Origin of the sequence: Psychrobacter sp. Cmf 22.2, from assembly GCF_001921745.1 — a bacterium.
Classification (GTDB): Bacteria; Pseudomonadota; Gammaproteobacteria; order Pseudomonadales; family Moraxellaceae; genus Psychrobacter.
In genome coordinates this window covers 333,106-347,446 of record NZ_MRYA01000002.1, presented here as the reverse complement: position 1 = coordinate 347,446, position 14,341 = coordinate 333,106, and the positions used below count along the sequence as shown (strand labels likewise).

Annotated in this window: 9 protein-coding genes; all 9 read left to right on the top strand. The window is 42.6% G+C overall.

Going from position 1 to position 14,341, the window contains the following annotated elements:
• Positions 1-49 precede the first annotated feature (49 nt).
• The 9 genes from ahcY (at position 50) to BTV98_RS05610 (ending at position 14,289) form a co-directional block, all read left to right on the top strand.
• Positions 50-1,474, top strand: a complete 1,425-nt coding sequence (gene ahcY, locus BTV98_RS05650) for an adenosylhomocysteinase (RefSeq protein ID WP_075103102.1) — start codon at positions 50-52, stop codon at positions 1,472-1,474.
• 11 nt (positions 1,475-1,485) lie between these two features.
• Complete coding sequence (locus tag BTV98_RS05645; RefSeq protein ID WP_075103101.1) at positions 1,486-2,334, top strand: methylenetetrahydrofolate reductase; 849 nt, start codon at positions 1,486-1,488, stop codon at positions 2,332-2,334.
• A gap of 206 nt (positions 2,335-2,540) precedes the next feature.
• Positions 2,541-3,410: a 16S rRNA (uracil(1498)-N(3))-methyltransferase gene (locus BTV98_RS05640; RefSeq protein WP_058368883.1), complete on the top strand. Its 870-nt coding sequence runs from the start codon at positions 2,541-2,543 to the stop codon at positions 3,408-3,410.
• Between the two features lie 121 nt (positions 3,411-3,531).
• On the top strand, positions 3,532-5,241 hold the full coding sequence (locus BTV98_RS05635) for a GGDEF domain-containing phosphodiesterase (protein ID WP_075103100.1): 1,710 nt from the start codon (positions 3,532-3,534) through the stop codon (positions 5,239-5,241).
• A 383-nt stretch (positions 5,242-5,624) separates the two neighbouring features.
• Positions 5,625-7,418 carry an acyl-CoA dehydrogenase C-terminal domain-containing protein gene (locus BTV98_RS05630; RefSeq protein ID WP_075103099.1) on the top strand — a complete coding sequence of 598 codons (1,794 nt, stop codon included), beginning with the start codon at positions 5,625-5,627 and terminating at the stop codon, positions 7,416-7,418.
• Positions 7,419-7,637: 219 nt separating this feature from the next.
• Entirely contained in the window at positions 7,638-8,060 is a 423-nt protein-coding gene (locus BTV98_RS05625) for a hypothetical protein (protein ID WP_058368886.1), read from the top strand.
• Positions 8,061-8,121: 61 nt separating this feature from the next.
• Positions 8,122-9,408, top strand: a complete 1,287-nt coding sequence (locus tag BTV98_RS05620) for a PHB depolymerase family esterase (protein WP_058368887.1) — start codon at positions 8,122-8,124, stop codon at positions 9,406-9,408.
• A 326-nt stretch (positions 9,409-9,734) separates the two neighbouring features.
• Positions 9,735-11,519 carry an acyl-CoA dehydrogenase C-terminal domain-containing protein gene (locus BTV98_RS05615; RefSeq protein WP_058368888.1) on the top strand — a complete coding sequence of 595 codons (1,785 nt, stop codon included), beginning with the start codon at positions 9,735-9,737 and terminating at the stop codon, positions 11,517-11,519.
• 322 nt (positions 11,520-11,841) lie between these two features.
• Positions 11,842-14,289, top strand: a complete 2,448-nt coding sequence (locus BTV98_RS05610; protein ID WP_058368889.1) for a site-specific recombinase — start codon at positions 11,842-11,844, stop codon at positions 14,287-14,289.
• Positions 14,290-14,341 lie beyond the last annotated feature (52 nt).

Here is a 14,341-nt window from a genome sequence, read left to right as displayed (position 1 = left end):
GGCACCTGCGTTTTTATTCTTTTTATCTATTAACTGATAGGAGCATATTATGGACGCAGTGTCTAACATACCATCTGCCCATACGATTGACCCCTCTTTCACTGACTATAAAGTCGCTGACATCAGCCTTGCTGATTATGGTCGCCGTGAAATCACCCTTGCCGAAGCCGAAATGCCGGCCCTTATGGGTCTGCGTCGTCGCTATCAAGACGAGCAGCCACTCAAAGGCGCCAAAATCGCTGGCTGTATCCACATGACGATTCAGACTGCCGTCCTTATTGAGACGCTCGTCGCGCTAGGTGCTGACGTACGCTGGACCTCATGTAATATCTTTTCAACCCAAGATCATGCTGCTGCGGCTATCGCTGCTGCGGGTGTGCCTGTATTTGCTTGGAAAGGCGAAACCGAAGAAGAGTACGAGTGGTGCTTACGTCAACAAATCCACGTTGGCGGCGAAGAATCCGGTCAGCTTTGGGATGCCAACTTAATCTTGGATGATGGCGGTGACTTAACGGCGTTGATTCATAACGATTATGCCCAAATGCTTGATAATATCCATGGTATTTCTGAAGAGACCACCACTGGTGTGCATCGCTTGGTTGAGATGCTGAATAAAGGCACGCTAAAAGTCCCTGCAATCAACGTCAATGATGCGGTTACCAAATCTAAAAACGACAATAAATACGGCTGTCGTCATAGCTTAAATGACGCTATCAAACGTGCTACTGATATGTTCCTTGCTGGTCGCCGCGCGCTAGTCATCGGATATGGTGATGTCGGTAAAGGCTCAACGCAAAGCTTACGTCAAGAAGGCATGATTGTACGGGTCTCAGAAGTCGATCCTATCTGTGCCATGCAAGCCTGTATGGACGGTTATGAAGTATTGTCTCCGTACATCAATGGCGACAACACCGGCGGCGCGGATAGTATTAATACTCGTCTGTTAGAAGATACTGACTTGATCGTCACGACGACTGGTAACTATCATGTTTGCGACAAACATATGCTAGCGGCGCTAAAGCCTGGTGCTGTTGTTTGTAACATCGGTCACTTCGACACCGAAATCGATACTCAGTTTATGCGTGATAACTGGCGCTGGGTTGAGATCAAGCCGCAAGTGCATCAAATATTCCGCTCAGATGACGAAAACGATTATCTGATTTTGCTTGCCGAAGGTCGCCTAGTCAACTTAGGTAACGCTACAGGTCACCCATCACGTGTGATGGACGGCTCATTTGCCAACCAAGTATTGGCTCAAATGTATCTGTTTGAAGAAAGATTTGCTGAGCTTCCTGTTGATGAGCGCTTCGATAATCTATATGTCAAAGTATTGCCGAAAAAGCTTGATGAAGAAGTCGCTGCTGCGATGGTTGCAGGCTTTAACGGTACATTGACTAAGCTAACTGAAAAGCAAGCTGAGTATCTAGGTGTTCCAGCTGAAGGTCCGTTTAAGCCTGACGCTTATAAATACTAAGGAGCGCGATTGTGAGTAAGCCCGCTTTTTCTTTTGAGTTTTTCCCCGCCAAAACTGAGCTGGGACATGAAAAGCTACTTGGTACTTACGATGAGCTCAATAAACTGTCACCGAGCTACTTTTCGGTGACTTATGGCGCTGGTGGCTCGACTCGTAGCCGCACCTTAAATATCGTCCAAGCATTATGTGCGCGCGGTGAGACCGATATTGCGCCGCACATGTCTTGTATCGGTGACGACAAGGCCGAGATTGCTGAGCTTCTAACGCATTATAAAAGTCTAGGTATCAAGCGTCTGGTTGCCCTACGCGGCGACTTACCCTCAGGGCAAGTCGGCATGGGTGAGCTACCGTTTGCACTAGACTTGGTCAAGTTTATTCGGGAGCATTCAGGCGATCATTTCCATATCGAAGTGGCCGCGTACCCTGAGATGCACCCACAAGCGCGTAGCTTTGAGTTTGACGTTGATAACTTGGTTAATAAGTACCAGGCTGGTGCAAATGCGTCTATCACGCAGTTTTTTTATAATGCTGATAGCTATCTATATCTGCGAGACACCTTAGAAAAACGCGGTATCGATACTGCTGTTCAGCCGCTGGTTGCAGGTATCATGCCGATCACCAACTCAAGTAACTTAATGCGTTTTGCTGATAGCTGTGGCGCTGATATTCCGCGTTATGTGCGTAAACAATTGGCTGACTTTGGCGATGACCGCACAGCCATTCGTGAGTTTGGTTTTGAAGTGGTTTATCGTCTGTGCGAGCGTCTTATCAGTGAGGGCGTGCCAGCCATGCATTTTTATAGCATGAATAAAGTTGAGCCAAACAAGCGCTTGGTAGAAGCCTTGGGTCTTGTCTCTTAGTTCTTATAACAGATTATTTATAGTAACTGGCGTTCTTCGGAGGGCCAGTTTTTTTGTGCTAACTATAAATTATCATTGCCATACTACCTTTATAAAAAATGTACTTTTAAATTAAGCTCTATTTACTATAGAGATACTTTTATCTAAACAATATTTTGCTAAAATATCGAACAACGTTATTGTTTAAAACATAGGATTTAGTAATTGTGAGACGCTTTTTTTATGCTACTAGCAGTGATACTGATGCCAATTACCCTAAATTAAGTACTTTCTCTATTGGTACAGATATCGCTTTGACAGAAAGCATCGTACATCATTGGGGCCGTGTACTACGTGCAAATGTCGGAGATGAAGGTATTTTATTCGACGGCTTCGGTGGCGAATATCATGTAAAGCTGCAAGACATTGGCAAAAAAAACGCCACGGTTACGTTATTGGCTCATATCGGTGAGGATCGTAGTGCGCCTATCCATACCAAAATAGGTTTGGTTATGAGTCGTGGAGATCGAATGGATTATGCGATTCAAAAGGCCACTGAACTAGGTGTGACTGGTATTCAATTATTAAGCAGTCATCATGGTGAGGTAAATTTAAAGCCTGCACAAGTAGACAAGAAGCTTCTACACTGGCAGCAAGTGGCTATTGCCGCAAGTGAACAGTGCGGACTAAATCGGCCGCCTCTTATTTTTTCCCCTATCTCTATCCATGACTGGCTGCAAGGCTTAAACACCAATACTGCAGGCAGACAAACAGCTGTTAGCCCTATTGTCACTATGCTTAATCAAGACCCTTACTACCAGATATTACAGCAGCCAGCTGATCTACGTATGCAGCTTAGTGTACCAGCGCCCGATCAACCTGCAATGCCTGAGTCGTTATTGACAGTATTGAAACAAGAGTTACCTTATATCGAACTAATCATTGGTCCTGAAGGTGGCCTTAGTGAAAAAGAACGCAAACAAGCAGTTGATGTTGGATTTATACCTTGGCAGATTGGCATAAGGGTCTTACGTACCGAGACTGCCCCTGTTGTCGCTTTAGCCACATTACATGCACTTTATCATCCGCACAAATAAAAAGTATAAACATCCCAATAAAATAAAAAATATCGGACAAATGTCCGCAAATTATTTACAATCGCTATTTTATAACTTTATTATAATATTAACATCCTTGCTTGACTATTGAGTCTCAATTATGACTACCTTTGCGCCCCTTTTGCCATCAGTTAAGCAGCAATTAATGACAGAGCTGTGCGAACGTCTCGAAGATGCTGTATTTATCTTGGACGCTAACTTACGCTACATGTCCATTAATCCTGCTTATGAAGTGATGATTGGTTTTGAAGAGCCGTATATGATTGGACGGCCTCTTGGTATATATGCTGCAGAATTCTTATCAGAAAAAGAACAGTCCATTTTAAAAGACATATCCAATCGACTAGATGATGAGGGGTTTTATGAAAATAATTTCGCTCTACTAAACCGTTATGGACGCACACTCAATTGTCATATATCTTATCGCAGATTTTATGTGGACAAAACTGTCTACTATGTTGGTATGGTACGTGACATCTCCTCAGTCGTCGAAGACCAACAACAAGTCGCGCATCTGCTCAATCATAATCAGCTTACAGGTCTACCCAATCGCAAAGTGTTTTTGAGTCAGACCAATGATGTTTTGATGGATAGCTTTCAAGAAGTGGTGATTATTCGAGCCAATATCGATCGTTATCGTATTTTGGTCAATAATCTTGGGCAAGACAATGTTGATGAGCTTATAAGAGAGTTCGTTGCTAGAGTAAATGCCCTTGAGCTCAACCAGCTACTATGTTTTTCACACTTAGGTGGCGATGACTTTGGACTATTGTTTGAGTTTAGTGATGCTCATTTGGTACGCCACGAACTCGATAGCTTGATGCATATGTGCGAGCGACCATTTGTCCTAAACAATACCAGTATTTATCTACAAATATCAGTTGGGGTCAGTTATTACCCTAAAGATGGTAACCAGTTAAGCAGCTTACTAAATAAAGCTGAAAAAGCGTTACACTACGCCAAAGAGCATGGCGGAGATGATGTTTGCTGGTATAACGACGAGATAAATCACGAAACAATTGATAGCTTACAATTAGAGACTGAGCTGCGTGAAGCCATAGTGGCCAAGCAGTTCGTGCCATACTATCAACCCAAAGTCACATTAGAAACAGGCGCTATCGCTGGTTTTGAAGCGCTTGTACGCTGGCACCATCCTACGCGCGGATTGCTACAACCAAAAGATTTTATTGAAGCCATCATCAAGCATAAACTGTCATTTGATTTATTTTGTCAGATGGCTGTTCAGATCGCTGAACAGCTATGTATTTGGGAATCGATGAGTTTTACGCAACATGTATGCATCAATGCTGACGCTGCAGAATTCAGCCATATTGAGTTTTTTGACTTTGTAACCAATCTATTCACTCATCATTCTATTCAACCTGATCAGTTGCATATCGAAGTCACCGAGTCTTCTTTGATGCTGCGGCATGCAAGTGTTAAACAACAGCTTATCGCGCTAAAAGAGTTGGGAGTCTGTTTGTCTCTTGATGATTTTGGTACGGGTTACGCCTCTCTTAGCTACTTACAAGAGTATCCCTTTAATTTTATTAAAATTGACAAAAGCTTTATCGATAAAATCGTGAATAATCGTACTCAGTCTGCCATCGTTAAAGCTATTTTAGATCTGGCTACTGCTTTGGATATGAGTGCCGTCGCTGAAGGTATCGAGACTGAGCAGCAACGTGATTTGTTATTACAAATGGGCTGTCAATATGGACAAGGCTACTGGTTTGGACGTCCTGTACCTGCCGATATAGCAACCGATATGTTAAGACAATCAACTCTTCCAAACCCAAACTTTAGCTGATCTTAACTGTCCTTGTTACCAGACATACTGGCCTTTTATAGACTTGTACATCTACCGTATGTACGGTATCTACCACAACTTTGGTACTGTCTTTTTTTAAGCGCTAACGTTGATTGTATAAAGGATGCAAGATAGGTTCATGACTTATCAGTATTATAACCAAACTTGTATAATTTCTAGTGAACGCCTATCTTTTGAGGTGAATTTACTAATACAGTCATAATTCTTTTAGCATTTTTCAACGTTATATTATATGACCGATATCGCTGCCCTAAGTCTTTCTTGTAGGCAAATCTGATATCAGTAACATACTAACAGTCAAAATAATCACAAACCAAGTCGTTTGTTTGCTGTCGGTCATATCAAAAAAAGGACAGGAAGTTATGCAGTACAAAGCCCCATTACGTGATATTCAATTCGTTATGCATGAGCTACTTGATAGCGAAAGCCACTATAAACGTCTACCAAAATTTCAAGAACCCGATCGTGAGCTAATGGACAGCCTGTTTGAGATGGCTGCAAGCTTTGCTGAAAACGAATTGTCACCACTGAATCAAAGTGGCGATGCTGAGGGCTGCCATTTCGATAATGGTAAAGTAACCACACCTAAAGGCTTTAAAGAAGCTTATCAACAGTACTGTGAGCTTGGCTTCCCTGCGCTTTCTGCTGAAGAAGAGTTTGGTGGTCAAAACATGCCGTTTTCGTTATCTACCGTCATTAATGAGATGGTAGGTACGGCTAACTGGTCATTCTCTATGTACCCAGGCTTATCCCATGGTGCTATCCAAACCATCGAGCATCACGGTACTGATAGCCAAAAAGAAACGTATTTAGAAAAAATGGTCACTGGCGAATGGTCAGGAACTATGTGTCTTACTGAAGCGCATGCAGGATCTGACTTAGGTATTATTCGTACCAAAGCTCAGCCAAATGACGATGGCAGTTATAGCATCACTGGTCAAAAGATTTTTATTTCAGCCGGCGAGCATGATTTGGCTGAAAACATTATTCATATTGTGCTGGCGCGTCTACCAGGCGCACCTGCCGGCACCAAAGGCATCTCACTGTTTATCGTACCTAAAGTAATGGTCAACGAAGATAACAGCTTGGGCGAAAACAACAATGTTGTCTGCGGCTCTATCGAACACAAAATGGGTATCAAAGCTTCTGCCACTTGCGTAATGAACTTCGATGGCGCAACAGGTTACTTGATTGGTCCTGAAAACCGCGGCCTACAATGCATGTTTACTTTTATGAATGTGGCACGTATCGGTACGGCTGTTCAAGGTTTGACTGCAGCAGAATATGCGTTCCAAGGCTCATTGACTTATGCCAAAGACCGCCTAGCGATGCGTTCTTTGTCAGGTGCCAAAGCGCCAGATAAAGTCGCTGACCCTATCATTGTGCATCCAGCTGTCCGTAATATGCTATTGACTGAAAAAGCCTTCGCTGAAGGGGGCCGCGCACTAGTATATTATCTCTCTCATTTTGCTGATACGGTGGCAAAAGGTGAAGGCGATGACCTTAAGTTTGCCGATCAAATGCTGTCATTACTGACGCCGATTGCCAAAGCTTTCTTAACTGAAACTGGTCTAGAAGCCGCTAATCATGGTGTGCAAGTCTATGGTGGTCATGGCTTTATCAGTGAATGGGGTATGGAACAAAACGTCCGTGATACCCGTATTGCTTGTTTATATGAAGGTACCACTGAGATTCAAGCGCTTGATTTACTGGGCCGTAAAGTCTTAGGCTCACAAGGTAAATTGCTGGCAAACTTTTCTAATATCATTCAGAAGTTCTGTGAAGAAAATAAAGACAATGATGAGATGGGACAGTTCATTCGTCCACTTGCCAAGCATCTAAAAGAATGGGGTGATTTGACTGCACGTATTGGCATGCAAGCGACTGAAAACCCAGATGCTGTTGGCGGTGCTGCCGTTGATTACATGTATTTCAGTGGCTATGTTACCCTTGCTTACTTATGGGCACGTATGGCACTTATTGCTCAGACTGAGATTAAAAACGGCAACAGTGAGCATGCTTTCTATGATGCCAAGGTAAAGACGGCACAGTTCTATTTTGCTAAGCTATTACCGCGTACTACTACCCATGTAAAGCGCATCAACACTGGTGTTGAGCCATACATGAGCATGAACGTTGATCAATTTGCTTTTTAGAATTGAGCTGTAATGGATTCTATTATGGTTAACTGCTACCACTTTTGATTGATTAAGAATTTAGACGCGGTACCACTATCGGCAACATACTTAGGTGTGTTGCCGATTTTTTTGGTATTGGCTTATTAATTTTTTCCAAAATATAAAATATATACTCCAAATGGAATCCATATGGAGTATAATATTGAAATTAAGAGAGTTCATTATAAGGATTATATGATGGCAAGCAAGAATACAACGCCTATTCGCGCTCGCGCAGGCGAGACAGAAAAGGTCACTATTAATCTCGGCTACGTAGATCTTGGACAAGTAGATTTGATGGTGCAAGAAGGTTTCTATTCTAATCGCACTGACTTTATTCGCACTGCGATACGTAATCAGCTAACCACACATGCTGATGTGGTACGTCAAACCGTTGCTCGTAAAACTTTAGAGTTAGGACTACGGCATTACACTCGCGCTGACCTTGAAGCTGTTCAAGAACGTAATGAAAAACTACATATTCAAGTATTGGGTCTGGCGACCATCGCCGCCGATGTAACTCCAGAGCTTGTAGAGGCCACTATTGAAAGCATTACTGTATTAGGGGTGCTGCAAGCAAGCCCAGAGATAAAAGCAGTTTTGGTTAACAAAATGGTTTAAGCATCTGTTTTTACTTTTGCAGCCACCCTTAACATTTATAGATATATCAAGGAAATAGCCAATGGATTTTTCAAAATTTAATATGACACCGCCGCATCTCAAAGAAGCTATGGAACTTATGAAATCTGGTCAGCTAAAAGAAGCCACCATTGCCATTCAAAAGAACTTAAGCGGGGCAGCACCAGCCAGTCATACCGAAAAAAACCCTATTAAAGATGTGACGCCTATTAAGGATGTGACGCCTGGTGTAACATCTGATGTGCCAATGTCACAAGATCGCACGTCCCCGACAGACAAGCGAACAGGCACTGATGAGCTATTTAGTAAGCTGCCTGATAAATTGCAAGATTTTACAGATAAAATGAAAAACTTTAAGCTGGACTTGCCAACGGTTATGAATGTAAGTGCTCTGCGTACTGGGGTTGATACACATATCGAACCGTCTATTCCTGACAATGCCCAGTTTCTCAAAGGCACTCTTAAGTCCTCTCAAGGCAGTCATGACTACCGGTTATATATTCCTTCAAACTACGCTCAAGCGGTAGAAGAAGGCTTGCGCTTGCCTCTAATAGTCATGTTGCATGGTTGTACTCAATCGCCGGAAGATTTTGCAGCAGGTACACGTATGAATGAATTGGCAGAAGAGCACCGTTGCCTGATTGTCTATCCTTCTCAGCCAGCTTCTGCTAATCAAAATCGCTGTTGGAACTGGTTCAAACCTACTGATCAACAGCAAGGTCAGGGTGAGCCTGCATGGCTTGCGGCATTGACTAAATCCATTATTAAGAATTACGCAGTAGATTCATCACGTGTATATATTGCGGGGCTATCTGCAGGCGCTGCTATGGCAGTGATTATGGCAGAGAATTATCCCGAGATGTTTGCAGCAGTTGGCGTTCATTCAGGGTTGGCTTATCGTAGTGCCACTGATTTACCATCTGCATTAATGGCCATGCGTCAGGGTGGCTCTGCTGCTCCAAAACATACAGGAAGCAGTAAGTTTGTCCCGATGATCGTGTTTCATGGCGATCAGGATCATACGGTGAGCATCCGTAATGGCGGACAGATCTTTGAGCAGGCAGAACAGCGCTTACAAGCGCAAAAGACTGGTTTAACGACCCGCCAGCATAAGCAATGTTCTGAGCAAAATTGTCGTAGCACCCAAACAGAGATTCGTGATAGTCAAGGAGTTAACCAGTTGGAATATTGGAAGATTCATGGCGCTGGACATAGCTGGGCAGGTGGCAGTAGCGCAGGATCTTATACTGACCCCAAGGGGCCGAATGCTTCAAAAGAGATGCTGCGGTTTTTCTTGGATCACTCATTAGGACATGTTGACCTAACCTAGTTTTCATTAAACACATGAGCCAAAGCTGCCGTTAATCGGTCATGTTTTGTAATCAGTAGTTTATTTTATGGCTAGCAAACTTTCGATAAAGCTTTCTTTTTTGTGCTTTATTTAGGCACTACAATAGTGGCGACCGACTTTTGGTGTACGCACTATTCACTAAGAGATACACAAGCTTAGCCATTAATTTGCTAAACTTTACTGATTATCATAGGCTCAACTTAATAAAAACCATTGCGTTATTTGCCATGACAGTTAAAGAACATCATGATAAATATAAGCAAATATGTACACAACTCTATTAATTTTAAACCAAAGGAATGTTTATGGCTGTTTATAATGCCCCTCTAACTGACATGCGCTTTATCTTAACAGATGTTTTTAAGGCTCCTGAGTTTTGGCAAAATAACGACAACTTATCTCATGTCGACATGGAAACAGTCGATATGATTTTAGAAGAAATGGCCAAGTTGAGCAAAAACGTTCTATTGCCTATCAATCGTACTGGTGACGAAGAAGGCGCGACTTATCAAGGCGATGGTGTTGTTACTACCCCTAAAGGCTTTAAAGAAGCTTATCAGCAATATGCTGAATCAGGTTGGGTCGGACTTGGCGGTAATCCTGAGTATGGCGGTCAAGGTTTTCCAAAAATGGTCACCATGCTCACCGAAGAGATGCTTTTTACCACCAACCAATCATTTACGCTCTACCCTAACCTAACGGTTGGTGCCACCTTATGTCTCAACGCGGCTGGTTCAGAAGAGCAAAAGCAAACGTATTTAGAAAAAATGTATTCAGGCGAATGGTCAGGCACCATGTGCTTAACTGAGCCGCACGCAGGTACTGACTTAGGTATTATCAAAACCAAAGCTGTGCCAAATGATGATGGTAGCTATAACATCTCCGGTACCAAAATCTTTATCACTGGTGGCGAGCACGACTTAACTGAAAACATTATTCATCTCGTACTAGCTAAGACGCCAAATGCTCCAGAAGGCTCAAAAGGTATCTCTCTGTTTGTTGTACCAAAATTCTTAGTCAATGATGATGGCAGCGTAGGCGAACGTAACACCTTATCAGCTGGCTCTATCGAACACAAAATGGGTATCAAAGCCTCAGCGACTTGTGTCATGAATTTTGATGATGCAAAGGGCTGGATGGTTGGTGCTGAAAATACTGGTCTATCGTCAATGTTTATTATGATGAACTATGAGCGCGTAACGATGGGTCTACAAGGGCTTGGTGGTACTGAGCTTGCTTACCAAAACGCTGCGCTTTATGCGTTTGAACGCGCTCAAGGTCGTAGCGATACTCAGCTACAAAGTCCAGAAAAACCAGCTGATGCTATCGTTCATCATGCCGATGTGCGTCGTATGCTATTGAATGCTAAAGCCAATAGCGAGGCATCACGCTGTTTTGCGATGTATGTTGCAAAACAACTCGACACTGAAAAGTTCAGCACAGATCCTGAAGCAGCTCAAGCCGCTGCTGCGCGTGTTGCTCTACTCACGCCGATCGCAAAAGCATTCTTGACTGATAAAGCGTTAGAAGCCACTGTTGATTGTCAGCAGGTCTTTGGTGGTCATGGTTATGTCCGTGAATGGGGCATGGAGCAAATCGTACGTGATACGCGTATTGCTCAGATTTATGAGGGTGCAAACGGTATTCAAGCACTTGATCTGTTAGGCCGTAAAGTTGCTCGTAATGATGGTAAATATATTACTCACTTCTTAGGTGAAATTCGCGATTATGTGAGTAATATGCAGGCTGATCATGGTATTAAGCAAGCGACATTGGATGCTGCTGATACCGTTGAAGAGTTAACTAAGACAGTCTTGACTAACATTGGCTCTCGTAAAAATGAGATTAATGGCTGCGCAGTGGATTATATGCATGCGGTTGGTTATCTATGCTACTCATATATGTTTGCGCTAATGGTTGAAGCGGCAAATGGTAAAGACGGTGAGTTTTATATCAACAAAGCCAAGCTTGCTGATTACTTTGTTGGTCGTGTTTTACCGCGTATTGATGCGCACGCCCAAATGGTCAAAGCTGGTAGCGATCCGATGATGAACTTTGATTTAGACTATTTTAACGTTCCTGCCAGCTAATCAAGTTTTTTAAAATTGATAGCTGCTTAGGCATCAATGAGATTTATGAATAAAAAAGGACAGTATAATTACTGTCCTTTTTTTTGCCAAAACTATATTCAAAACAACTGCTAACAAAATAACTAAACATTACCATGCACTTGCGATTAAAATAACCTGCATTAGCTTTCAACTTAACACCAATACTTGTATCTAGTGCTCAGTAAATACATCAATATAGACTCTTTATATAACCCCCAAGAGCAGTACCTTACAAGCATTGCCATACACATCAAAACAGTAAAACATCAACTAACAGAATAATAACGATAAAGAGTACGCTGTGTCAGAGATAAAACGCATTTTACAACAGATTACTGCCTTAAGTGATGTGCCAGAGCCATCTGTACTTCGACGTTTGATCGATGAGCTGCGGGTCACTGAAAAAGAACCTACACTCGCCAATCAAAACATCCAAATCCTTATCGATATTTTGCGCCAGCATCCAGAATATAGCGATGGTCTTGCAAGCTTTGTATTAAAACTCATCATCCAATATCGTCAAATCTCTCTATATACCGATACTGGTATTATGTCAGATGAAGGGTTTTTTAGTAGCTTGCGTCGCTTGCTTGGTCATCGGTTTTTACCGCTCCTGCCTCAAGATGACTCAGTCGTTGAGTTAGTCGGTTATCTGTTTCATAAGCGTCAAGATGAACGCTGGCTTGCTCACATCGAAAAAGACAAATGGGAAGCGCTGGTTGATCTGCTTAACGTTAAAGAAGAGCATTTATACTTAGTAGCGACAGCCAAAAACAGTATTTTAAATGCCATAGTTATTTTATCTTATCGTATTAGCGGTATTGGTCTGCACCCTGATCTAATGGAAGCTTATCCGCAAATCTTGAACTATTCCGCATCTTTTGTCGCTCAAAACCAAGAAGCCGTATTATTTGTCAATCAATATCGGCAGGCGCACGAGCTTGACACTTTAACGGACATTACGCCTGAACATGCGGTTGATCCTGCGCCCCTACTGGTCATGCTCGAGCAGTGTGAAGATATCGTTGCAACAGTACGTAAACGCATCTACAAAACTGGTATCTCTATTCGCTTGACCAATATGATGCTACGGCTTGATCAAAGCTTACAACGCATACGTATCTTGACTGAGCTGGTCGCTGATAGTGGTCAGAATCGCGACCAAGCCGTGATCAATCTGATCCAAACTCTCATTACTACTGCCAATCGTCGTTATAGCATCGGCTATCTAATCGACAACAATACTAAGCTGTTATCACGTAAAGTCACTGAAAATGCCAGCCGCGTCGGCGAGCACTATATCAGCACAGACAAAGCTGGCTATCAAAAAATGTTCAAAAAAGCGTCCATTGGGGGGTTTTTTATTGCTTTTATGGCTACTATTAAAATCTTGGCCTATCATTTGGCCCTTGCGCCAATGGGCCGAGCCTTTATAAACAGCATGATTTATGGCCTAGGTTTTGTCTTTATTCATATCGTTCATGGTACGGTTGCAACCAAGCAGCCAGCGATGACTGCTGCTGCTATTGCCTCAACCATATCAGAGGGCTCAGGCAAAAAGTCACACCAACTGACGAAGTTATCAGAGCTAGTAGTCGATATCTTGCGCACCCAGTTCATCGCTATCATGGGTAATATCATGCTGGCCATCCCTGTTGCATTAATCATCTCTTTTGCATGGTTGCAATATACAGGTACGCCGATGATTGATACCGAAAAAGCTGGTCACTTACTTCATGACCTAGATCCTTTTCGTTCATTAGCCCTACCTCACGCGGCCATCGCTGGAGTATATCTGTTTTTGTCTGGTCTCATTGCAGGCTACTACGACAATTTAGCTGTTTACAATAAAATTGGTGCTCGTATTAATAGACACTGGCTACTTCAGCGTTTATTACCCAAGAGATGGCTGCGACGCTTAAGCGGCTTTATAGAGGCCAATCTTGGCGCTATCATGGGCAATTTTTTATTTGGCGTATTTTTAGGTAGCACTGCAACCATTGGTTATTTATTTGGTTTACCGATTGATATTCGTCATATTGCATTTGCGTCTGCTAATTTGGCTCATGGACTGTTCAATATGTCAGCGGCTCAGATAAGTTGGGATGTGGTTTTGACCTCTATTCTTGGCGTCGCACTTATCGGTATCGTCAACTTAATGGTCAGTTTCTCTTTGGCACTTTTGGTCGCCTTACGATCAAAAGAGGTCCGCTTTTTTGAGTGGCGTAGACTATCTAAGCTTGTTTTTGGTCACATCGTCAGTCATCCATCTGACTTTTTTTGGCCACGTGACAAACCGATGAAATATGCACGCATTGATAGCCAAGGTCGTATGATATTCGATGATACTGCTGGACAAAAAGGTGGGAAACCATTGCCCAGCAATTACGTGGTAAGACGTCTATCTGACGTCAAGATCATCCCTAATTCTGTTCCTATTGATGCAAAAGGTGAACGGACGACCACGGATATACATTATGACAAACAGTCTCAAAATCATGGACAGGAAGATCTTGTAAATAAAGATGCTACTAAAAAAGTTATTGATCTTGATGATGGGTTAGTAGATGAAGAGCTAAATAGCGTGCCTTACTATAGTGATATCCAATATGATAAAGTCACTAAAACATTAGGGGATGTGAGTAATGAAAAAACCAGCAATCACGATAAAAGCTCTGATGGCAAGGCCTCTGGTGATGCAAAAACGCCCTTGCCGAAACCTAAAAAACCACCAAAGCTGCCAAGTTAATACGGCTGTTTTGGCGGTTTAGTCGTCAAAGACTTATTCAGGTTAATATTTG